The sequence below is a fragment of the Streptomyces sp. NPDC034099 genome, assembly GCF_055575415.1.
Genome location: NZ_JBVISR010000015.1, coordinates 78,520 through 100,862, shown reverse-complemented (window position 1 = coordinate 100,862; position 22,343 = coordinate 78,520). Strand labels below are relative to the sequence as shown.

The 22,343-nt window shown below is 71.8% G+C and carries 16 protein-coding genes; 9 read left to right on the top strand and 7 right to left on the bottom strand.

The annotated features are described in order from the left end of the window. Positions 1–11: 11 nt before the first annotated feature. The 3 genes from mfd to ACZ56V_RS33015 form a co-directional block, all read right to left on the bottom strand. Positions 12–3,545: a transcription-repair coupling factor gene (gene mfd / locus ACZ56V_RS33025; protein ID WP_468947327.1), complete on the bottom strand. Its 3,534-nt coding sequence runs from the start codon at positions 3,543–3,545 to the stop codon at positions 12–14. Between the two features lie 232 nt (positions 3,546–3,777). Continuing rightward, the gene (locus ACZ56V_RS33020) at positions 3,778–6,342 is read right to left on the bottom strand and encodes an ABC transporter permease (protein WP_398915645.1); all 2,565 of its coding nucleotides are present in this window, start codon (positions 6,340–6,342) and stop codon (positions 3,778–3,780) included. Further along, positions 6,339–7,127: an ABC transporter ATP-binding protein gene (locus ACZ56V_RS33015; RefSeq protein ID WP_468947325.1), complete on the bottom strand. Its 789-nt coding sequence runs from the start codon at positions 7,125–7,127 to the stop codon at positions 6,339–6,341. The genes ACZ56V_RS33020 and ACZ56V_RS33015 overlap by 4 nt, the downstream gene beginning before the upstream one ends. Before the next feature lie 527 nt (positions 7,128–7,654). Here ACZ56V_RS33015 and ACZ56V_RS33010 point away from each other — a divergent pair. After that, the gene (locus ACZ56V_RS33010; RefSeq protein WP_398915643.1) at positions 7,655–8,068 is read left to right on the top strand and encodes a DUF485 domain-containing protein; all 414 of its coding nucleotides are present in this window, start codon (positions 7,655–7,657) and stop codon (positions 8,066–8,068) included. A gap of 26 nt (positions 8,069–8,094) precedes the next feature. Next, positions 8,095–9,675, top strand: coding sequence for a sodium/solute symporter (locus tag ACZ56V_RS33005; RefSeq protein WP_468947390.1), 1,581 nt, complete (start codon positions 8,095–8,097; stop codon positions 9,673–9,675). A gap of 94 nt (positions 9,676–9,769) precedes the next feature. Here ACZ56V_RS33005 and ACZ56V_RS33000 read toward each other — a convergent pair whose 3' ends face one another. From ACZ56V_RS33000 to ACZ56V_RS32990, 3 genes are all read right to left on the bottom strand, one after another. Further along, positions 9,770–10,660 (bottom strand): cellulose-binding protein, encoded by an 891-nt coding sequence (locus ACZ56V_RS33000; RefSeq protein ID WP_468947323.1) that lies wholly within the window; start codon positions 10,658–10,660, stop codon positions 9,770–9,772. 190 nt (positions 10,661–10,850) lie between these two features. Beyond that, on the bottom strand, positions 10,851–13,526 hold the full coding sequence (locus ACZ56V_RS32995) for an SUKH-4 family immunity protein (RefSeq protein WP_468947321.1): 2,676 nt from the start codon (positions 13,524–13,526) through the stop codon (positions 10,851–10,853). Positions 13,527–13,533: 7 nt separating this feature from the next. Next, on the bottom strand, positions 13,534–14,526 hold the full coding sequence (locus ACZ56V_RS32990; RefSeq protein ID WP_398915639.1) for an SMI1/KNR4 family protein: 993 nt from the start codon (positions 14,524–14,526) through the stop codon (positions 13,534–13,536). A gap of 294 nt (positions 14,527–14,820) precedes the next feature. Between ACZ56V_RS32990 and ACZ56V_RS32985 the strand changes: the two genes are divergently transcribed. Continuing rightward, positions 14,821–15,351, top strand: coding sequence for a YwqJ-related putative deaminase (locus ACZ56V_RS32985; RefSeq protein ID WP_356359191.1), 531 nt, complete (start codon positions 14,821–14,823; stop codon positions 15,349–15,351). Positions 15,352–15,398: 47 nt separating this feature from the next. Then, complete coding sequence (locus ACZ56V_RS32980) at positions 15,399–15,896, top strand: SUKH-3 domain-containing protein (RefSeq protein WP_468947319.1); 498 nt, start codon at positions 15,399–15,401, stop codon at positions 15,894–15,896. A gap of 12 nt (positions 15,897–15,908) precedes the next feature. Here the strand turns inward: ACZ56V_RS32980 and ACZ56V_RS32975 are convergent, their stop codons facing one another. Next, complete coding sequence (locus ACZ56V_RS32975; protein ID WP_398915635.1) at positions 15,909–17,228, bottom strand: sensor histidine kinase; 1,320 nt, start codon at positions 17,226–17,228, stop codon at positions 15,909–15,911. A 369-nt stretch (positions 17,229–17,597) separates the two neighbouring features. Between ACZ56V_RS32975 and glmU the strand changes: the two genes are divergently transcribed. The 5 genes from glmU (at position 17,598) to ACZ56V_RS32950 (ending at position 22,232) form a co-directional block, all read left to right on the top strand. Continuing rightward, complete coding sequence (glmU, locus tag ACZ56V_RS32970) at positions 17,598–19,046, top strand: bifunctional UDP-N-acetylglucosamine diphosphorylase/glucosamine-1-phosphate N-acetyltransferase GlmU (RefSeq protein ID WP_398915633.1); 1,449 nt, start codon at positions 17,598–17,600, stop codon at positions 19,044–19,046. Between the two features lie 131 nt (positions 19,047–19,177). Beyond that, on the top strand, positions 19,178–20,152 hold the full coding sequence (locus tag ACZ56V_RS32965) for a ribose-phosphate diphosphokinase (RefSeq protein ID WP_104631863.1): 975 nt from the start codon (positions 19,178–19,180) through the stop codon (positions 20,150–20,152). Positions 20,153–20,364: 212 nt separating this feature from the next. Continuing rightward, the gene (locus ACZ56V_RS32960) at positions 20,365–20,961 is read left to right on the top strand and encodes a 50S ribosomal protein L25/general stress protein Ctc (RefSeq protein WP_398915630.1); all 597 of its coding nucleotides are present in this window, start codon (positions 20,365–20,367) and stop codon (positions 20,959–20,961) included. 97 nt (positions 20,962–21,058) lie between these two features. Continuing rightward, positions 21,059–21,661, top strand: coding sequence for an aminoacyl-tRNA hydrolase (gene pth / locus ACZ56V_RS32955; protein WP_104631861.1), 603 nt, complete (start codon positions 21,059–21,061; stop codon positions 21,659–21,661). 52 nt (positions 21,662–21,713) lie between these two features. Continuing rightward, the gene (locus tag ACZ56V_RS32950; RefSeq protein ID WP_398915628.1) at positions 21,714–22,232 is read left to right on the top strand and encodes a hypothetical protein; all 519 of its coding nucleotides are present in this window, start codon (positions 21,714–21,716) and stop codon (positions 22,230–22,232) included. Positions 22,233–22,343: the final 111 nt, after the last annotated feature.

Here is a 22,343-nt window from a genome sequence, read left to right as displayed (position 1 = left end):
CCGTGTGCGGGCTAGGAACCCAGGATCGAGGTGAGGAACTCGCCCACCCAGCCGAGCAGTTCCCGCCCGACCAGCGGCTTGCCGCCCACCTTCGTGGTCTTCGGCCGCGGTACGAGCACCTGGTGCGTGCCCGGCTTGATGACGCTGCCCGGGTAGAGCCGCTTGAGCCTCAGCTCCTGGGACTCGCGCAACTCCACGGGCGCGAAACGGATGTTGTTGCCCTGGAGCACGATCTCGCCGACGGCGCACGCCCGCGCGAGCATGCGCAGGCCCGCGACCAGCAGCAGGTTCTCCACCGGCTCGGGCAACTTGCCGTACCGGTCGACGAGTTCCTCCCGCACGGCCTTGATGTCCGCCTCGCTGTTGGCGGAGGCGATGGACCGGTACGCCTGGAGGCGCAGCCGCTCGCCGGGGGCGTAGTCGTGCGGGACGTGCGCGTCGACGGGCAGCTCGATCTTGACCTCCAGCGGCGGTTCCTCCTCCACACCGCCCTCCAGGGAGGCCCGGTAGTCGGCGACGGCCTCGCCGACCATCCGTACGTACAGGTCGAAGCCGACGCCGGCGATGTGGCCGGACTGCTCGCCGCCGAGCAGGTTGCCCGCGCCCCGGATCTCCAGGTCCTTCATCGCCACGTACATGCCCGCGCCCATCTCGGTGTGCTGGGCGATGGTGGCGAGCCGCTCGTGCGCGGTCTCCGTCAGGGGCTTCTCCGGCGGGTACAGGAAGTACGCGTAGCCGCGCTCCCGCCCTCGGCCGACGCGGCCGCGCAGCTGGTGCAGCTGGCTGAGGCCGAAGTTGTCGCCGCGCTCGACGATGAGGGTGTTGGCGTTGGAGATGTCGATGCCGGACTCGACGATGGTCGTGGAGACCAGCACGTCGAACTTCTTCTCCCAGAAGTCGACGACGACCTGCTCCAGGGCCTGCTCCGACATCTGGCCGTGGGCGGTGGCGATGCGCGCCTCGGGGACGATCTCGCGGAGCTTGGCCGCCGCGCGGTCGATGGACTCGACGCGGTTGTGGATGTAGAAGACCTGGCCCTCGCGCAGCAGCTCGCGGCGGATGGCGGCGCCGATCTGCTTGTGCTCGTAGGGGCCGACGAAGGTCAGCACCGGGTGGCGCTCCTCCGGCGGGGTGGTGATCGTGGACATCTCGCGGATGCCGGTGACGGCCATCTCCAGGGTGCGCGGGATGGGGGTCGCGGACATGGTGAGCACGTCGACGTTGGCGCGCAGCTTCTTGAGCTGCTCCTTGTGCTCGACGCCGAAGCGCTGCTCCTCGTCGACGACGACCAGCCCGAGGTCCTTGAACTTCGTCTCGGCCGAGAACAGGCGGTGGGTGCCGATGACGATGTCCACCGAGCCGTCGCGCAGGCCCTCCAGGGTCGCCTTCGACTCGGTGTCGCTCTGGAAGCGGGACAGCGCCCTCACGTTCACCGGGAACTGGGCGTAGCGCTCGCTGAACGTCCCGAAGTGCTGCTGCACCAGCAGGGTGGTGGGGACGAGCACGGCGACCTGCTTGCCGTCCTGGACGGCCTTGAAGGCGGCGCGGACCGCGATCTCCGTCTTGCCGTAGCCGACGTCGCCGCAGATCAGGCGGTCCATCGGGACCGTCTTCTCCATGTCGTCCTTGACCTCGGCGATGGTGGTGAGCTGGTCCGGGGTCTCCGCGTAGGGGAAGGCGTCCTCCAGCTCGCGCTGCCAGGGGGTGTCCGCGCCGAACGCGTGGCCCGGCGCCGCCATCCGCGCGCTGTAGAGCTTGATCAGGTCGGCGGCGATCTCCTTGACGGCCTTCTTGGCGCGGGCCTTGGTCTTGGTCCAGTCGGCGCCGCCGAGGCGGTGCAGGGTGGGGGCCTCGCCGCCGACGTACTTGGTGATCTGCTCCAGCTGGTCGGTGGGGATGTAGAGGCGGTCGCCGGGCTGGCCGCGCTTGGCGGGGGCGTACTCCACGACCAGGTACTCGCGGGTGGCGCCCTGGACGGTGCGCTGCACCATCTCGATGTAGCGGCCGACGCCGTGCTGCTCGTGGACGATGTAGTCGCCCGCCTCCAGGGTGAGCGGGTCGATGGTCTTGCGGCGCCGGGCTGGCATCCGGGCGCCCTCGCGTCCGGCGGCCTTCTGGCCGGTCAGGTCGGTCTCGGTGAGCACGGCGAGCTTGAGGGCCGGGTCGACGAAGCCGTGGTCGATCGAGCCGCAGGAGACGTGCACGACGGAGGGGCTGAGGGTGCCGAGGTCGTGGTCGAGGCGGGCGGCGATGCCCTCGCCGCCGAGGACCTCGACGGTGCGGGAGGCGGGGCCGTGGGCCTCGGTGACGTAGACCGCGCGCCAGCCGTCGGCGAGCCAGCCCTTGGTGTCGGCCAGCGCCTTGGCGGTGTCGCCCCGGTAGGTCTCGGGGGCGTGCATGCCGAGCTTGAGGGTGTCGGCGTCGTCCAGCGCGTCGTCGGCGGCGAACGGCGAGACCGACCACCACATCATGTCCAGCTCGCGGGCCCGTTCCCGGACGTCGGCGATCGACCACAGGGAGGCCGCGTCCACGTCGATCGGCGCCTCGCCTCCGCCGGCGGTGGCCGCCCAGGAGGCCTGGAGGAACTCCTGGGACGTCGCCACCAGGTCGGCGGCCCGGGTGCGCACCCGCTCCGGGTCGCAGACCAGGGACATCGAGCCCTTGGGCAGCACGTCCAGGAGCAGCTCCATGTCGTCCACGAGGACCGGGGCCAGGGACTCCATGCCCTCCACCGCGATGCCCTCGGCGATCTTCCCGAGCAGCTCGCCCAGCTCGGGATGGTCCTCGGCCAGGACCCGGGCGCGCTCGCGTACGTCGTCCGTGAGCAGCAGCTCACGGCAGGGCGGGGCCCACAGGCCGTGTTCGGCGACCTCCAGGGAACGCTGGTCGGCGACCTTGAAGTAGCGGATCTCCTCGACGTCGTCGCCCCAGAACTCGACCCGGAGCGGATGCTCCTCGGTCGGCGGGAACACGTCCAGGATGCCGCCGCGCACGGCGAACTCGCCGCGCTTCTCGACCAGCTCGACCCGCGCGTACGCCGCTGCCGCCAGCGCCTGGACGACCTGCTCCAGGTCGGCGCTCTGCCCGGTGCGCAGGGCCACCGGCTCCAGGTCGCCCAGGCCCTTGACCTGCGGCTGGAGCACGGAGCGTACAGGTGCGACGACGACCGAGACCGGGCCGGTCTCGGGGTCGTCGGGGCGGGGGTGGGCCAGGCGCCGCAGGACGGCGAGGCGGCGGCCGACGGTGTCGCTGCGGGGGCTGAGCCGCTCGTGCGGGAGGGTCTCCCAGGACGGGTACTCCACGATGCCCTCGGGCGGCAGCAGGGAGCGCAGCGCCGCCGCCAGGTCCTCCGCCTCACGTCCCGTCGCCGTCACCGCCAGCACCGGGCGGCCCGTCTCGCGGGCCAGGGCGGCGATCGCGAAGGGCCGGGCGGCGGGCGGGCCGACCAGGTCGACGTGCATGCGGTTGCCGTCTGCGGCCGCCGAGATCGCTTCCGCGAGGGCGGTGTCCTTGACGACGGCGTCTAGCAGACCGTGCAGGCTCATGGAGGGGGCGCTTCCGTCCTGGGGTGGGGCAACACGAGTAGCCCGACTCGGTGAGGGTCGGGGGTGTCCAGGTTACGTCGGTCTGCTCGACGGCGTCGGGGGCTGTGGACGACGCCGGCCACTCGGCGGGTCCGGAAGTGACCGCAAAAGAGGCCCGGCGCCTGCGTCCCCTGGACGTCGGCGCCGGGCTCTCCCCCGCAACCCCCGTGTGCGGTGGCTTTCGGGTCGGGTGCTACTCCGTCGCGATGGCGTTCAGGACGTTCATGCGGCCCGCCCGGAAGGCCGGAACCAGGGCGGCGAACAGGCCCACGAAGGCCGAGCCGATGAAGACACCGATGATCGTCGGCCAGGGGATGTCGAGGACGTTGAGGCCCTCCAGGGCGAGCAGCTTCTGGGCCGTGGCGCCCCAGCCCATGCCCAGGCCGAGGCCGAGCAGGGCACCGAAGAGGGCGATGACCACGGACTCCATGCGGATCATGCGGCGCAGCTGGCGGCGGGAGAGGCCGATGGCCCGCATCAGACCGATCTCCCGGGTCCGCTCCACCACCGACAGCGCCAGGGTGTTCACCACACCGAGGACGGCGACGATGATCGCGAGGGCGAGCAGGCCGTAGACCATGTTCAGCAGCTGGCCGATCTGGTCCTTCAGCTCCTGCTTGTAGTCGGTCTGGTCGGCCACCTGGTACTGCGGGTAGGCGTCCAGCGACTTCTTCAGCGCGGCGTACGCCTGGTCGGCCTGGCCGTCCTTCGCCTTGGCGAACATGATCGTGTTCGGCGGGACGTTCTCGGCCGGCAGGTACTTCTTCATCGTCTCGATGCCGATGTACCGGGCGCCCTGGTCGATGGCGACGTCGTCGCTGGTGATCGCGGCGACCTTGAGTTTCGCGGTCTCGCCGCCCTTGAAGGCGACGGAGAGGGTGTCGCCGACGTGCACTCCGTGCTTCGCGGCGTAGTCCGAGCCGACCGACATGGCGTCGGTGCCGTAGGCCGCGGAGAGCTTGCCCTCCGTCGTCACGCGGCGCACGTCCTCCGCGTAGGTGGGGTCGGCGGCCGTGACGCCGTCGTCGTCCGTCTTGCCGTCGGGCGTGGTCAGCGTGGCGTCGAGCACCTTGTAGCGGGTGACGTGCTCCAGGCCGGGCGTGTCGGTCATGGCCTTCTCGGCCGGGGGCACGATCCGCTGGTTGCCCTGGACGATGAAGTCCGCGCCGACCGTCTTGTCCAGCTCGCTGGTCGCCGAGGCGACCATGGAGGAGCCGACGACGGACAGGCAGGCCACCAGTGCGAGGCCGATCATCAGGGCGGCGCCGGTGGCTCCGGTGCGGCGCGGGTTGCGCAGGGCGTTGCGCTCGGCCAGGCGGCCCACGGGTCCGAAGGCCCGCAGCAGCACCGCGCTGATCACCCGGACCACGAAGCCGGCCAGCAGCGGGCCGATCACGACGAAGCCGATGAGGGAGAGCACGATGCCCGCGCCGAGCATCAGGGAGCCGTCGCTCGCCTTGTCGGCGGAGGCGGCCGTGAGCAGGGCGGCGACGCCGGCGCCGGTGAGCACCAGGCCGATCAGGCCGCGTATCCAGCCGGCCCTGCCGTCGGCCGGGGTGCCGGCGTCGCGCAGGGCGGCCATCGGGGAGATCTTGCCGGCCCGGCGGGCGGGCAGGTAGGCGGCCAGGACGGTGACCACGACGCCCAGGATCAGGCCGATCACGGGGGTCGCCGTCTTGATGGTCAGGTCGTCGGTGGACAGGTTCATGCCCGCCGCCGACATCAGCTTCATCAGGCCGACGGCGATGCCGACACCGGCGGCGACACCGAGGACCGAACCGACGATGCCGAGGAGGAGCGCCTCGACCAGCACCGAGCGGTTGACCTGTCGGCGGGAGGAGCCGATGGCCCGCATCAGGCCGATCTCCCGGGTGCGCTGGGCGACCAGCATGGAGAAGGTGTTGATGATCAGGAAGATGCCGACCAGGAACGCGATCCCGGCGAAGCCGAGCATGGCGTACTTGATGACGTCCATGAACTCGCCGACGTCCTCGCGGCCTTCGTCCGACGCCTCCTTGGCCGTCTGGATCTTGAACGTGTCGCCCAGTGCGCCGGCGACGTTCCGCTTGAGCTGCGCGTCGGTGACACCGGAGGCGGCGGTGACGTTGAACTGGCTGAACCGGTCCGGGCCGCCGAGCAGTTCACGCTGGGCGGTGGGGGTGTCGAAGTAGACGACCGCGGCACCGGGGTTGGTGACGGTGAAGGAGGCGATGCCGACGATCCTGGCCTTGAAGTCGCCGGTCTGCGCGATGGTGCGCAGCTCGTCGCCGATCTTCAGGTCGTGCTTGTCGGCGGTGTCGGAGTCGACCATCGTCTCGGTCGGGCCGCGCGGGGCGTGTCCCGAGGTGATCTCCATGGACCGCAGATCGTTCCTGGTCCAGTTCCCGGCGAGGGTCGGAGCGCCGCTGGTGGCCCCCACGTTGTCGTTGTCGGCGTTGACGACGGTCACGTTCATCGAGACGACCGCGCCCTCGGCGGACTTCACGCCGTCGGCCGAACGGATCTTCTCCAGCGTGGACGCCGGCAGCGACTCGGGCACCCCGTTCTGCGGGGTGTCCTCGGCCTCGGCGCCCTTCGGGGCGACCGTCACGTCCGAGGAGGTGACCGCGAAGAGCTTGTCGAAGGTGGTGTTCATCGTGTCGGTGAACACCAGGGTGCCGCACACGAACGCCACGGACAGCAGCACCGCCACCGCCGAGAGCGCCATGCGGCCCTTGTGCGCGAAGAAGTTGCGCATCGAGGTCTTCACGACGGTCATGACGTGCGCCCCCGGGCGTCGAAGTCCTTCATGCGGTCGAGGACGGCCTCCGCGGTCGGCTTGTACATCTCGTCCACGATCCGGCCGTCGGCGAGGTACAGCACCCGGTCCGCGTAGCTGGCGGCCACCGGGTCGTGGGTGACCATCACGATGGTCTGGCCCAGTTCGGTGACCGACCGGCGCAGGAAGCCGAGCACTTCGGCGCCCGCGCGCGAGTCCAGGTTTCCGGTCGGCTCGTCACCGAAGATGATCTCCGGGCGGGCGGCGAGGGCACGCGCCACCGCGACCCGCTGCTGCTGGCCGCCGGAGAGCTGGGTGGGCCGGTGCTTGAGCCGCCCGGCGAGCCCCACGGTCTCCACCACCCGGTCCAGCCAGGCGCGGTCGTACTTGCGGCCGGCGATGTCCATGGGCAGCGTGATGTTCTCGATCGCGTTGAGCGTCGGGAGCAGGTTGAACGCCTGGAAGATGAAGCCGATCCGGTCCCGGCGCAGCTGCGTGAGCTTCTTGTCCTTCAGACCGGTGATCTCGGTCTCGTCGAGGTAGATCTGCCCGCTGGTCACGGTGTCCAGACCGGCCAGGCAGTGCATCAGCGTGGACTTGCCGGACCCCGAAGGGCCCATGATCGCGGTGAACTGGCCGCGCGCGATGTCCACGTCGACGTGGTCGAGGGCGACCACCCGGGCCTCGCCCGATCCGTAGGCCTTCACGACCTGCCGCGCTCGCGCGGCAACGGCCGTACGCCCTCCAGTGCTCCCGTGCGTGGGAATACTTACGGCCGATGTCATGTCAAGTCTCCTATGTCGGTCATCGAGTGAGCCGCCGGTGCCGCGATCGTCGTGGTGTGCTGTGGTGCGGGCGCCGCGCTGCCGTCTCGAAGAGTCTGTCCGGAGCCGGGGGTCGACCGCGCTGGTGTTCAGCGCAGTCTTCTCCTGAGGAAAACCCCACCCCCGAGGGTCCGGTTCACCGCCCCCCAGCGGCGTAAAGCCAGACTAAGGACGCCGCGGGGCCCCTCTCGTCCTCCGTCGGTACGAACCCTCCCCGACCCGTAGTACGGAGGTACCCCTAGGGGCAGTCCACCCTTCGGTGGAGCGGGTCTCGGGGTCGTCCTCCACCTCGGGACGCATCGAGTGTCCACCCTCACGCGACGTCAGGGGCAAGCGGAAGCGGCGGGGGCGCGGGCCCGGGTACATACCGACCGACCAGTTCGGCCAAAACGCAGCGTGCTGCCCAACCCGCGAGTAACGTGCGTGGCTCCCCACCCCCACCTCCTGCGGTCCACCGCTCGGACCCAAGCCGCACAAGGAGAACCGGGATGACCTACGACCCGTCCCCGTCGTACCCGCACCGCCCGCCGCCGCCCCCGCCCCCGTACGCCCCGCACCCCCGCCCCACCACCCGCCGCGCACCCCGACGCGACCCGCTGGGGCACCACAGCGACCTGCGGATCCTGCGCGGCGCCTACCGCCGGCAGCGGCGCACCGCGACGCTCACCGCGCTCGGCTACTTCACGCTGTTCCTGCTCCTGTCCGCCTATGCGCCCGGGCTGATGACCGGCACCTCCGTCGCCGGGCTGCCCACCGGCCTGCTGCTCGCCCTGGTCCAACTCCCCGTCACCTGGCTGGCGATCGCGCTGTACGAGTACACCGCCCGGCGCCGCGTCGACCCGCTCGCGGACCGCATCCGCAAGGAGGCCGCGCTGGACGCCCGGCGGGAGGCGGGACGGTGACGGAGTTCAGCGGCAACGCCCAGACGATGTCCCTGGTCGGCTTCACCGCCGTCGCCACCGTCACGCTGCTGCTGTGCGTGATGACCGGCCCCGACCGGGACGACCTCGACGAGTTCTACACCGGGTACGGCTCCCTGTCCCCCATGCGCAACGGCCTCGCGATCGCCGGGGACTACATCTCGGCGGCCTCCGTGCTCGGCACGGGCGGTGTCATCGCCCTCTTCGGCCACGACGGCGTCGTGCTGGCGCTCAGCACCGCGCTGTCCCTGATGCTGCTGATGTTCCTGCTGGCCGAACCGCTGCGCAACGCGGGCCGGTTCACGATGGGCGACGCGCTCGCCCGCCGGATGCCGGGGCGCGGCGTGCGCATCACGGCCTGCGCCGTGACCCTGGCGGCGCTGCTGCCGCTGATGCTGGTACAGCTCGCGGGCACCGGCCAACTGCTCGCGTTCGTCCTCGGTTTCTCCGGTGAGACGCTGCAGACCGGCTGCATCATCGGTCTGGGTGTGCTGATGATCGGATACGCGGCGATCGGCGGCATGAAGGGCACCGCCCTCATCCAGATCCTCAAGATCGTGATGCTGCTGGGCTCGGGCCTCGTGGTCGCCGCGCTGATCCTGCACCGCTTCGACTGGGACCCGGGCGCGCTGTTCGACGCGGCGGCGGACAAGAGTGGCGCGGGTCCGGCGTTCCTGAACTCCGGGCTCCAGTTCGCGGGCGGCCCCCACCCGGACGCGGACATGATCTCCTCGCAGCTCACCGTCGTCCTCGGCGGCGCCTGCCTCCCGCACGTCACCATGCGCATGTACACCGCCTCCTCCGCCCGCCAGGTGCGCCGCTCGATGTCCTGGGCGGTGTCCGGCGTGGCGCTGTTCGTGCTGGTCGTCACGGTGGTCGGCTTCGGCGCGACGGCGCTGGTGGGGCGGTCGGTCATCGCCGGGATCGACCCGCAGGGCAACACCGCCTACCTGCTGGGCTCGCAGGCTGCCTTCGGCGCGCGGGTCTCCACCGCGGAAACGTTCCTGTTCACGACCGTCACCACGGCCGTCTTCCTCACCCTGCTCGCCTCCGTCGGCGGCATGATCCTCGCCTGCGCCAACTCCCTGGCCCACGACGTCTTCGCCGCCCGCGTGCGGGAGATGTCACCGCGCCGCGAGATGACCCTCGCCCGCCTCTGCGCGCTGGCCGTCGGCGTCCCCGCGATCGCCCTGGCGACCCTCGTCCAGCACCGCAGCCTCCAGCCGCTGGTGACCCTGTCCTTCTGCCTGGGCGCCTCGGCCATCGCCCCCGCCCTGGTCTACGGCCTCTTCTGGCGCCGCTACACACGCGCCGGGCTGCTGAGCACCCTCATCGGGGGCTCACTGGCCGTGCTGCTGCTGATGCCGGGCACCAACCTCGTCTCCGGCTCCCCGGTCTCCGCCTTCCCCGAGGCCGACTTCAACTGGTTCCCGTTCACCACGACGGGCCTGGTCTCCATCCCGCTGGGCTTCGCCTGCGGCTGGCTCGGCACGATGCTCTCCGGTCGGCGCAAGGCGCAGGAACAGCGCCGGCACTACGAGGCGGTGGAGGGCTGGATCCTGGCGGGCGCGGTCCGCAGGGGCGACTGACCGCGGCACGGGCGCGGGCTCCGGCACGGGCGGACCGCAGACCTGCCCGTCGGCGGTCCGTCCCGGCCCACCGGCCCGGCCCACTGCCTGGGCATCACTCCACCGCCCGCCCCGTCAGCGAGCTGAGATTGCTCCGTACGGAGGCCATGTGGGCCTGCAACTCGTCCCACCGTTCCCCGTGTTCGCGCAGCACCCGTTCCGTGTCGCGGGCGATGCGCTCGCTGCACGCCCGGGCCTCGGCGACCACCTCGGCCGCCCGGGCCCGGGCCTCCTCCTGCCGCCGCTCGGCCGCCTCCCCGGCGTCGGCCAGCTCCTGCTCGGCGTCGCGCAGTGCCTGCTCCGCGCGCGCCACCAACTCCTCATGATGCGCGTCCAGGGCCCGCGCGCGCTCCTCCTCGGCCCGCTCGGCGTCGGCCCACCGCTCGGCCAGCTCCTTGCTCTGCTCGGCGACCGCACCGGCGCTGCGCCTGCGCATCTCGCGCAGCGCGGACAACGCCTCCGCGCGCCCCGCCTTCACCTCGCGCCGCGCCTCGATCCGCGCCTCGTCGGCCTCCGCGCGCGCCGCGAGCAGCCGCTGCCCGGCCCGTTCGTCGGCCTCGGCGCGTACGGCGTCGGCATGCGCCTGTGCCGCATCCCGCACACCGGTCGCGTACGCCCGCGCGTCCTCCAGCAGTTCCGCCGCGGCACCGCGCGCCCGCTCCCGTACCGCCTCCGCCTCCTCCTCGCCGAGCCGGAACAGGTCCCGTGCGCGCTCCCCCAGCACCTCGTAGTCCTGCGGGGCGAGCTGCGCGACCACCTCCTCCAGGTCGCCCAGGTCCTCCTCCATCTCCCTGGCCAGCACGGTGAGCCGGGCGGCCCGCTCCCAGGCCGCGTCGCGCTCCTCGGAGAGGGCCGCGGCGTACGCCTCCACCTGCTCGGGACGGTAACCGCGCTCGCGCCCGCGTACGGTCACGAAACCGTGGGGAGAAGCCGATGCACCGCTCACGCTCATCACCCCTGAATCACCCTTCGCGTCACGCTTGTGGTGAACCTGCCGCATCACCCGGACCTGACCGACTTTATGGACCAGATGTAAGCCCACATAATCCGACACACCGCACACAAACGGGCGGGGCCCGGTCGACTCACAGGTCGACCGGGCCCCGCCCGTCGGGTACGTCAGCGGCGCGAACGCCTCACAGCAGCCCGTCCCACATCTGCTCCAGCAGCACGGACCACCAGCTCTCCGGCGACCCGAGCGCCGCCGGGTCCAGCGCGGCCAGCTGCGCCTGGAAGTCCACCGTCCAGCGGCCCGCCTGCTCCTGGTTCAGACCGAACCTGAGCCGCCACATCCGGCCCAGCAGCGCCAGGCAGCGCGCGAACTCCGGCAGCCCCGTGTTCACGAACTGCGGCGGCACGGGCGCACCGCCCGGACCCGCCTCCACCGGAACCGCCACGATGGCCGCCGTCCCGTACTGCACACAGATCGCCCGGCCGAAGTCGCTGCCCACGACGAGGTACGACCCCGCGTCCGAGGCCGGCTGCACCCCGCGCTCGGCCGCCAGCTCCGCCAGCGTCGGCACCGGGCGCCCCGGCTGGGCCTGCGCCCAGAAGAACGGGCCCATGTCCATCGGCAGCCCCGCGGCCACCAGCGTGTGCGCCACGACCGGCGGCACACCCTGCCGGGACACCGCGGCCTGCTCGAACCGGAAGACCCCGGGACCGAACGCGCCCGCCAGCTCCTGCCCGATGGCCTCCGGCGGAACCGGCGGCACCGGCTGCACCGGGGGCAGCGGAGCACGCACCGGCGCCGGCCGCGCGGGCCCGTCGGCCACCTGGTGCAGCTCGCCCTGGTGCGCCAGCAACTGCTGCATGCCCTGCTGCCGGCTCGCGTGGTCCAGCCCGTACGGCGCGATCGAGGTGATCCGCGCCTGCGGCCACTGCTCCCGGATCATCCGCGCGCAGTACGCGCCCGGCAGTTCGCAGGACTCCAGCTCGGTGTGCAGCTCCAGCACCTGGTCCGGCGGCACGTTCATGGACCGCAGCTCGTGGAAGATCTGCCACTCCGGGTGCGGCGTCCCCGGCGCGGAACGCCGGATCAGCTGCTGCTCGGAACCGTCCTGGGCGCGGTAGCGCAGTACGGCCTGGTAGCCGGGGCCGACGGTCGGCTGACCGGTGGGCTGCGGCGGATAGCCGTACGCCTGCGGCGGACCGGGCACGGGCTGCCCGGGCGGCGGCGGCACGGCACCGGGCGGTGGCGGCGGGGGCGGCGGGGGCGGCGGCGCACCGATGCCGCCGGGGCCGCCCACCGAGGGCGAGGCCAGCACGGTCTGCGCGTGGTGCACGGCACCGCCCGCACCTCCCGCGGAGCCCGGCGCACCGGGAGCGGCCGGGGGAGGCGGCGGCATGCCGGGGCCGGAAGGCGCGCCGGGCGCACCCGGAGCACCGGGAGGCCCGGGCGGACCAGGGGGGTTGGGCGGGCCGGGCGGGCCGGGGGGCTGCGGGGCACCGCCCGTGCGGCCCGGGTCGGCCAGCATCGTGGCGGCGTGGTGCACCCCGCCCGGCGGCGTCCCACCCGGCGCCCCGGGCGCACTCGGCGGAGGCGGCGTACCCGGCGCGCCCGCACCGGCCGGAGGCTGCGGCGCGTGGGGCGGCGGGGTGCCCGGGGCACTGGGCGGAGGCGGCGTACCCGGGCCGCCCGGGCCCTCGGGACCGAGCGACGACACCAACTGCGTCGGCACGTAGCCCCCCGCCGGAGTCCCCGGCGCGGGCGTACCCGACGGCGCGGGCGGGCTCACCGGACGCGCCCCCGGCACTCCCGGGGCGCTCGGCGGGGGCGGCGTGGTCGAGCCACCACCACGGCGGGGCGGCGTCGCCTTGCTGGTCGCGGCGTCGGCGATGTCCCCGGCGTTCGACGCGAGCGGCCGGGACGGCGTGGCGGACGCCCCAGGACCGTTGGACGGCCCGGCCCCGGGCGGCGCCGGGGCTGCGGGCGGCGGCGTGCCCGGGCCGGCGGGCGCACCGGGCGCGTTCGGGTCGTCGATGGCCGGCGCGAGCGCCGTCGGCGGAAGCCCGCTGCCGCCCGACATCAGCGCGGTCTTGGCGTCCGGCGTCGTGGACGGCGGCGGCGTGTCGTCGTCGGCACCGCTCAACGGCGGCGCGAACACGGTCTGGGGCAGCGGTACGGAACGGTCCTCACCGGCGTCCGCGTTGGTGTCCGTCCCCGCCCAGGGCGTCGCCCCGGCAGGCGCACTCGGCGCACTCGGGACACTCGGCGCACCCGCGCCGGAGCCACCGGCATCCGACCCGGCGTCCGCGGCCGGCCACCCGGCACCGCTCCCGGGCGAGCCGCCCGCCGGTGCCGATGCCGGTGCAGCGGGAGCCGAAGGCACCCCGGCCTGAGTCTCGGGAAGCGCACCACCAGCACCACCAGCGCTACCAGTGCCCCCGGCGCCCCCCGTGTCACCGTGCTCCTGGTCGCCCCGCCGGCGATCCGGAATGCCGATCCGGTCCGCCGCCTCCTGCAACCACTCCGGCGGACTCAACAAGAATGACGTCTGGTTCAGGTCCACCCGCGCCGCAGGCGCCGGAGCCGCCGCCTCCGCCTCGTCCGGACGGCCGTACTCCTCCTCGTACCGGCGGATCACCTCGCCCACCGGAAGCGAGGGCCACAACGTCGCCTCGCCGCTGTCCCGGGCGATCACCAGCCGCTGCGCACCCCCGTCCGAACGCGGGCCGTCCGCCCGGTCCTCGGCCCACACCACGAACCCGAGGTCGAACTCCCGCACCCGCACCTCACGGTGCTGGTACGCCGGCAGCTCGCCGTTGACCCACTCCTCGGCGCGCTCCTGCGCCTGTGCGAACGTCACCATCGTCAGCTCACTCCCCTACCGACGCCGAGGCGGGCACCGCACGCGCGAAACCGCCGTCCACCATCAGGTTCGCCACCGTCTCCAGCTCCGGCGGGGAACCCGCCAGCCGGGACAGGAACGCGTCGAAGTCCTCTCCGCACGGCACCAGCAGCCGCTCCACACGGTCCGCCGGCGGCCACGACGGGTCCACGTCCCGCACGTCGTCATAGGCGCAGAACCACACCGAACCGATCCGCTCGCCCTTCACCTTCACGGCGAGCAGACCGCCCTGGACGAACGCGACGCCCAGATAGTCCTTCGTCAGATGGTCCCGCAGACACTTGTTCACATAGACCAGGTCGTTGACCGCCGCCTCCTCACGCACCGTGAAGAACGGCTGGTCCACCAGCAGCCCCAGCTCCGCGTCGAGCGCCGTACCCACCGGCGCACAGCCGCCCGCCGCCTTCAGGAACGACCGGTAGGCGCCCGGCAGCCGGTACCCGAGGTCCTCCTCGACACCCTGCACCTGCTGCTCCGTGACGGCCACCCCCGACTTCGGCAGACCGAAGTGCGCCGGACGCGTCTCCTGCAACGGCCGCGTGCCCCGCTTGCCCTGGTCCACCGCCGCCGTCGAGATCCCACCGTGGTGCCGCAGCAGCGCCTTCACCTCGACCGGGACCAGCTCCATCCGCCGCGAACCCGCCACGTGGTGCCACGTCCAGCCGTGCGGCGTCGCCACCGCGGGCACCGTGTCCCACAGCTCGTGCCCCGACGCCGACAGGGCCGCGTTCGCCGACACGTAGTCCGTCAGCCGCAACTCGTCGACCCCGAACCCCTCCGGCGGATCCGCGATCTCCGCGACCGCACGCGCGTACGGCGAGAAGTCGGGGTAACCACCCGCGTCCACCCGTACCCCTCTCGGGTGACGGGCCGCCCGCACCGGATCCGGGAAATGCACGACCTGCCCGGCATAGGCCGCGTTCGGCGGCGCGGCTGCTTGCCCGAGCCGACCTGTCGTCATGGCGGTTGCCCCCTGCGGCGTCTGTCTGCTGCCAGATCCGTCTGATCTGCCTGCACTGTCTGGGTCCACCGCGTACGAGAGCGCGGTGCCGACAGCCTATGCGGTACGGCAAGAGGGGTCACCGGCACCGGACCCCGCACCCGACACCCGCACCTCCGCTTCCGTGACCAGCCGTCACCCTCCCGTGACCCACCGCCCATACCCGGGCGTGTCACCCCGCCCCAGCTTCCGCAGGAGCCACGGGATTTGGCACTCTGTGACCTTCGGGGGGATGCTCAGGAGGGGAAGACGATCATGAGTGCGACACAGACGGGACCCGACACCGGGCGGTCCGACGACCCCCGCGGCGGCGACCCGCGCATCGGCTGGAGCAGCGCCGACGCCCACCGGACCCCCGCCCTCCGGCACCGCCGCGACGGCATACTCCCGACCGTCGCCGCCGCCCTCTCCGTACGCGGCACCACCCTCACCGGCACCGCCACACGCGCCGACACGCCGCCCGCCCTGCACCACCTCGTACAGGACTTCCTCGACACCCTCACCAGCGGCCAACGAGACCGCTACACCGGGCGCTGCGCCGAGACGATCCTCATCTCACGCCACCTGGCCACCGCCGACGCCACCCGCAGCAAACGCGCCGCGCGCAAACCCATGACCAACGGCGAAGCCCGCAAAGCACTCAAACACGCCAAACTCACCACCCGTCGCATCCGCGAGGACGGCGACCCCCTCCACGGCGCCTTCGCCGCACCCTGCCGCGCCTGCACCGCCCTCAGCGCCCACTTCGGCGTCCGCATCGTCGACCCCACGACGGAGAAGGACTGACCGAGCAGATCGACCCGAACCAGCCGACCGAGACGAACCAAGGGCCGATGCAAGCCGACCGCACCTCCACCACCCGCTTCCCCGTCCCCGTCGACGCCGCCCTGCGCGACGCCGGCTGGCAACCGGGACGCTGGGACATCAAGCAGGCCGAGATCTGGGCCGACACCCTGCGCGAACACACCTCACCCGCCGGACACCGCCACACCGTGTTCCCCGCCGCCGTCGAGGCCTGGGCCGAATTCGGCGGCCTGCACATCGCGCCCACCGGGCCCGGCCGCCAGATCGCCCCCGCCACCCTGCACCTCGACCCCCTGCACGGCCTCCACATGGCCCGCACCCTCGGCGACCTCGGCCGCGCCCTCGGCACCCAGACCTGCCCCCTCGGCACCGAGACCGACAGCCAGGCCCTCATCGCCATCGACGCCGAAGGCCGCGTCTACGCCCTCGACCACACCGGCGACTGGTACCTCGGCCCCACCATCGACACCGCCCTCGCCGCCCTCGTCGTCGGCACCCAGCCGGCCCGCCTCACCACCACCGGCTGACCCGGGGCCCGACTACGACGCCGGAATCACCGCCGACACCCGGAAACCCCCCGCGTCGGTCGGCCCCGACACGAACACACCCCCCAGAGCGGCCACCCGCTCCTTCATCCCCACCAGCCCGTTGCCCCCCGACGGCAACCGCGCCGACGACGCCGCCGAGGCCTCCGGCGGCGGCTCGTTCTCCACCTGCATCGCGATCTCCGACACCCGGTGCGCCAGCCGTACGTACGTCTTCGCGCCCGCCGCGTGCTTGTGCACGTTCGTCAGCGCCTCCTGCACCACCCGGAACGCCGTCGACTCCACCTCCGCCGCGTACAGCCGCTCCTCCCCCTCCACCGACAGATCCACGACCATCCCGGCCGCCTCCGACTGCCCGATCAGCTCGTCCAACTCCGACAGGCACGGCCCCTCCGAGGACGACTCCCCGTCCTCCACCGCCCGCGACGCCGCCGCCGCGGCAGCCACCCCCACCGCCGCCAACGGCACCGACGCCCGCTCGGCCCGCGCGCCCGCCCCACCACTGCGCAGCACCCCGAGCATCTCCCGCAGCTCCGTCAACGCCTGCCGTCCCATGTCCCCCACCAAGGCCGCGTTCTTCACCGCCTTCTCCGGGTCCTTCCGCGCCACCGCCTGGAGCGCGGCGGCATGCACCACCATCAGACTCACCCGGTGCGCGACCACGTCGTGCATCTCCCGCGCGATCCGCGTCCGCTCCTCGTTGCGCGCCCACTGGGCACGCTCCTCCGCCCGCTCCGCGAGCAACTGCAGCTCACGCTCCAGGCTGTCCGCCCGCTCCCGCAGACTCTCCATCAACCGGCGCCGCTGCCCCACGTACAGGCCCAGCAGCAAGGGCGGCGCGGTCAGCCCCAGCGACGACCCGACCGACGCGAACGGGAAGAACCAGTCCCCCAGGTCCACGCCGTCCCGGCCCATGTCCTGCCGCAACCGCACGAACGTCACGATCAGCGTCCCCAGGAACGACATCCCGGCCAGCGCCCCGATGATCCGCCGCGGCAACTCCGACGCCGCCAGCGTGTACAGGCCGACGACGCCCAGCAGGAAGCCCATCTCGGCCGGCGTGATGGCGATCGCCACCAGCACCACCGCGATCGGCCACTTCCGCCGCACCACCAGCACCGAACCGGCCAGCAGCCCGAACACCACCCCCATCGCCAACGGAATACCGGCATCCCGCGCGAACGGAACCCCCTCCGCCGCACACTCCAGCGCGGACACGGCACCGAGGCTCACATCGAGCACCGCGCCGCGCCGCCTGTCCCACCACCCAGGCCCACCCCGGGCCGGTACGTGGTCTTCCCCCGTCGTGGTCATGCCTCCAGCCTACGGGCGCCGGGCGCCCCATTTCCGGTGACTTTCGACAAACGATACGACGCGATATCCCTCGAACTGGTGAACCCCGCCCGCCGACTTGTACCGTCGCATCGAAGGGTCCTGGTACGGCATAGTGTTGCGTGCCGACTCGGCGAGCTGACCAAGTGTCCGGTTTAGCCGAGTTCCATCCCCCATGGTGTAATCAGGCAGCACTGAGGGTTTTGGTCCCTTAAGTTCAGGTTCAAATCCTGATGGGGGAGCTCTTGTTCGGGCCCTGACACAACCGTCGGGGCCCGCACTCATGTCCCCCGTAAACCGCCCCGGTATCCTGCGGATGTCCCCACCTCCTCAACAGCCGAAGGGCATCCCGTGAGCGCCATTCGCCCGGCAGCCGTCGTCGTTCTCGCAGCGGGTGAGGGCACCCGTATGAAGTCGGCCACACCCAAGGTCCTGCACGAGCTGTGCGGCCGGTCCCTCGTCGGGCACGTGCTCGCCGCCGCCGGTGAGCTGGACCCCGAGCACCTGGTCGCGGTCGTGGGGCACGCCCGCGAGAAGGTCACCGCGCACCTCGCCGAGGTCGCCCCCGACGTACGCACCGCCGTCCAGGAGCAGCAGAACGGCACCGGGCACGCCGTGCGGATGGGTCTCGAGGCGCTGGGCGGTGCCGTGGACGGGGTCGTCGTGGTCGTCTGCGGTGACACCCCGCTCCTCACCGGCGAGACGCTCAAGGCCCTCGCCGCCACGCACACCGCCGACGGCAACGCGGTGACGGTGCTGACGGCCGAGGTGCCGGACGCGACGGGGTACGGCCGGATCGTGCGGGACGGGGCCTCGGGTGCCGTGACGGCGATCGTCGAGCACAAGGACGCCTCGGAGTCGCAGCGGGCGATCCGTGAGATCAACTCGGGTGTGTTCGCCTTCGACGGGCAGCTGCTCGCGGACGCGCTGGGCAAGGTGCGGACGGACAACAGCCAGGGCGAGGAGTACCTGACGGACGTGCTGGGGATCCTGCGCGAGGCGGGGCACCGGGTGGGTGCGTCGGTGGCCGGCGACCACCGGGAGATCGCCGGGATCAACAACCGTGTGCAGTTGGCCGAGGCGCGCCGGATCCTGAACGACCGGTTGCTGACCGGGGCGATGCTGGCCGGCGTGACGGTGGTGGACCCGGCGACGACGTGGGTCGACGTGACGGTGACGTTCGAGCAGGACGTGGTCGTGCATCCGGGTACGCAGTTGCACGGCTCGACGCATCTGGCCGAGGGCTGCGAGGTCGGGCCGAACTCCCGGCTGACGGACACCCGGGTCGACGCGGGCGCGCGGGTGGACAACACGGTCGCCGTCGGCGCGCACGTCGGTCCGCAGGCCTCGGTCGGTCCGTACGCGTATCTGCGGCCGGGTACCCGGCTCGGGGTCAAGTCGAAGATCGGTACGTTCGTCGAGGCGAAGAACGCGTCGATCGGTGAGGGGACGAAGGTTCCGCACCTGTCGTACATGGGTGACGCGACGATCGGTGACTTCACGAACATCGGTGCCGCGAGTGTGTTCGTGAACTACGACGGTCAGGACAAGCACCACACGACGATCGGCTCGCACTGCCGTACGGGTTCGGACAACATGTTTGTGGCTCCTGTCACGGTCGGGGACGGTGCCTACACCGCCGCCGGCTCGGTGATCACGAAGGACGTCCCGCCCGGTTCGCTGGCCGTGGCCCGTGGCCAGCAGCGGAATATCGAGGGCTGGGTGGCCCGGAAGCGTCCGGGGAGCGCGGCGGCGAAGGCTGCCGAGGCGGTGTCCCGCGAGGCGGGCGGCGAAGACTGACCGGAAACCGGCGCGTCGAACACGGCGTACCGTGATAAGTGCACATCCGCACCCCACCAGCTGAGACGCCCCCGCGGCCAGTCGGGAGAGCGCCCATGAGCTCAGCTGCGAACCTCTGAGGAGAAAGTGCTGTGACCGGGATCAAGACGACCGGCGAGAAGAAGATGATGTTCTTCTCCGGCCGCGCACACCCCGAGCTTGCCGAGGAGGTCGCCCAGCAGCTGGGTGTCGGGGTCGTCCCGACGAAGGCCTTCGACTTCGCCAACGGTGAGATCTATGTGCGGTATCAGGAGTCGGCGCGCGGTGCGGACTGCTTCCTGATCCAGAGCCACACGGCTCCGATCAACAAGTGGGTCATGGAGCAGCTGATCATGATCGACGCGTTGAAGCGCGCGTCGGCCCGCTCCATCACCGTCATCGTGCCGTTCTACGGTTACGCGCGGCAGGACAAGAAGCACCGTGGGCGTGAACCGATTTCGGCGCGTCTGATCGCGGACCTGATGAAGACCGCGGGTGCGGACCGGATTCTGGCCGTGGATCTGCACACGGACCAGATCCAGGGCTTCTTCGACGGCCCGGTGGACCACTTGTTCGCGCTGCCGCTGCTCGCGGACTACGTGGGTGCGAAGGTGGACCGTTCGAAGCTGACGGTGGTGTCTCCGGACGCGGGCCGGGTACGGGTGGCGGACCGTTGGTGCGACCGTCTGGGCGCGCCGCTGGCGATCGTGCACAAGCGGCGCGACAAGGACGTGGCGAACCAGGTCACGGTGCACGAGGTCGTGGGTGATGTGGAGGGGCGTATCTGCGTCCTGGTCGACGACATGATCGACACCGGTGGCACGATCTGTGCCGCGGCGGACGCGCTGTTCGCGCACGGTGCGGAGGACGTGATCGTGACGGCGACGCACGGTGTGCTGTCGGGTCCGGCGGCGGACCGGCTGAAGAACTCGAAGGTGAGCGAGTTCGTGTTCACGAACACGCTGCCGTCGGCGAGTGAGCTGGAACTGGACAAGATCACGGTGCTGTCGATCGCGCCGACGATCGCGCGCGCGGTGCGTGAGGTGTTCGAGGACGGTTCGGTGACGAGCCTGTTCGACGAGCAGTGAGCATTGTGCAGTAACCGTTCTGCAGGTGTCGTCCCGCCTGTCTGATCGTTTTGGGTACGGCCTTCCTCTCCGAGTAGACTGCTGAAGTTGCTCGGCGAGGGAGGCCGTACCCGTGTGTGCGGGTGTGGCGCTCCGTTATCGACGCGCTCTTCGTAGCAGGCCGTTCGTGGCCGGGTGACCACGTCCGTTCCTGATTTCCACGAGGAGTGATCATGTCCGAGGTGAAGCTCACCGCCGTGACGCGTACCGAGTTCGGCAAGGGTGCCGCGCGTCGTATCCGCCGCGACAACAAGGTTCCCGGTGTTCTGTACGGTCACGGTTCCGACCCGCTGCACCTGACCCTGCCGGGTCACGAGCTGCTGCTGGCGCTGCGTACGTCGAACGTGCTGATCGCGCTGGACATCGACGGCAAGACCAACGAGCTGGCGATCCCGAAGTCGGTCCAGCGCGACCCGATCAAGGGCTTCCTGGAGCACGTCGACCTGCAGCTGGTGCAGCGCGGCGAGACCGTGTCGGTCGAGATCCCGGTGCAGGCCGAGGGCGAGCTGGCCCCGGGTGGCTACCTGCTGGAGTACGTCCTGGACGCGCTGCCGGTCGAGGCCGAGGCCACGCACATCCCGGAGCAGGTCACCGTGTCGGTGGAGGGTCTGGAGGCCGGTGCCTCGATCCACGCCAAGGACATCGCGCTGCCGTCCGGCGTGAAGCTGGACGTGGACGGCGACACCGTGGTGCTGCAGGTCCTGGCCGCGCAGGCCGAGGAGGCCCCGGCCGAGGGCGAGGGCGAGGGCGAAGAGGCCGCCGAGGCCTGATCCTCCCGCACGGTCATCGTGTGGTCGGCCGCTGTTCCCGTGCGGGGCAGCGGCCGACGCGTATGTGTGGACGGGTGGTACCGGTGGTTAAGGAGACATGGACGTGACGACGGACGCGGGCGCTCCGTGGCTGGTGGCCGGCCTCGGGAATCCGGGACCCGAGTACGCCGCGAACCGGCACAACGTCGGCTTCATGGTGGCGGATCTGCTGGCGGAGCGGATCGGGGCGCGCTTCAAGAGGCACGGCAAGGCGCAGGCGCAGGTGGTCGAGGGGCGGATCGGTCCGCCGGGTCCTGCCAACCGGCGGGTGATCCTGGCGAAGCCGATGTCGTTCATGAACGTGTCGGGCGGTCCGGTGACGGCGCTGCGGGACTTCTACAAGGTTCCGGTCGGCAACATCGTGGCGGTGCACGACGAGTTGGACATCGACTACGGCGTGCTGCGGCTGAAGCTGGGCGGCGGGGACAACGGGCACAACGGACTGAAGTCGATCACGAAGTCGCTGGGCGCGGACTACCACCGGGTGCGGTTCGGGATCGGGCGGCCGCCGGGGCGGATGCCGGTGGCGGATTTCGTGCTGCGGGACTTCTCGTCGACGGAGCGCAAGGAGCTGGACTACTTCGTCGACCGGGCGGCGGACGCGGTGGAGGCTCTGGTGATCGAGGGCCTGGAGCGGGCGCAGAGCGCGTACAACTCCTGACTTGTCCGACGATGGTGCGCGGGTGAGTTGACCGGCCGTACAGGCATGGCCAATGATCCCGGCCATGCCTGCCTCTGCCGCCGCCGCTCGTTCCCGTCAGGCCTCCTCCGCGTCCTCCGCTCTGTTGGCCTTCGGCCGGGTCGCGGCGATGGGGACGGTCGCCGCGCTGATCCTGATCGCGGGGGTGTGGGCGTCGTGGGGCACGGCGCAGCACGTGCTGCTGACCAAGGGGCGGGAGCGGGGCACGGTCGAGGTGACGCGGTGCGGCGGGGGGACGTGCAGCGGTCCGTACTCGCCGGTGTCGGCGGGGTCGCAGGCGCGGGAGCGGGTCGTCATCGAGGACTCGGTCGCGGTGGCGAAGGGGCGGACGTACGCGGTGGTGGTGAAGCCCGGCGGTGACGAGGTGGTGCGGTCGGGGCCGGCGGGGGTGCTGTACGCGTGGGTGCCGTTGGGTGGGGCGTTGTTGCTGGCGTCGGTGGTCGTGGCCGGGGGGCTGCGGCGGACTCGGGTGGCGTGGGGGATGGCGGGGGCGGGGGTTGTGCTGCTGACGGCGGCGTTCTTCGCGGTGTGAGGTTCTGACGTACGACGTGCGGGTGCCCCGGGCTCTGTGGGAGTCCGGGGCACCGGTGTTTGCACGTGCGGGGCGTGGGGGCGAGGGGGGATCGCGCGGCCCGGCGCTGGC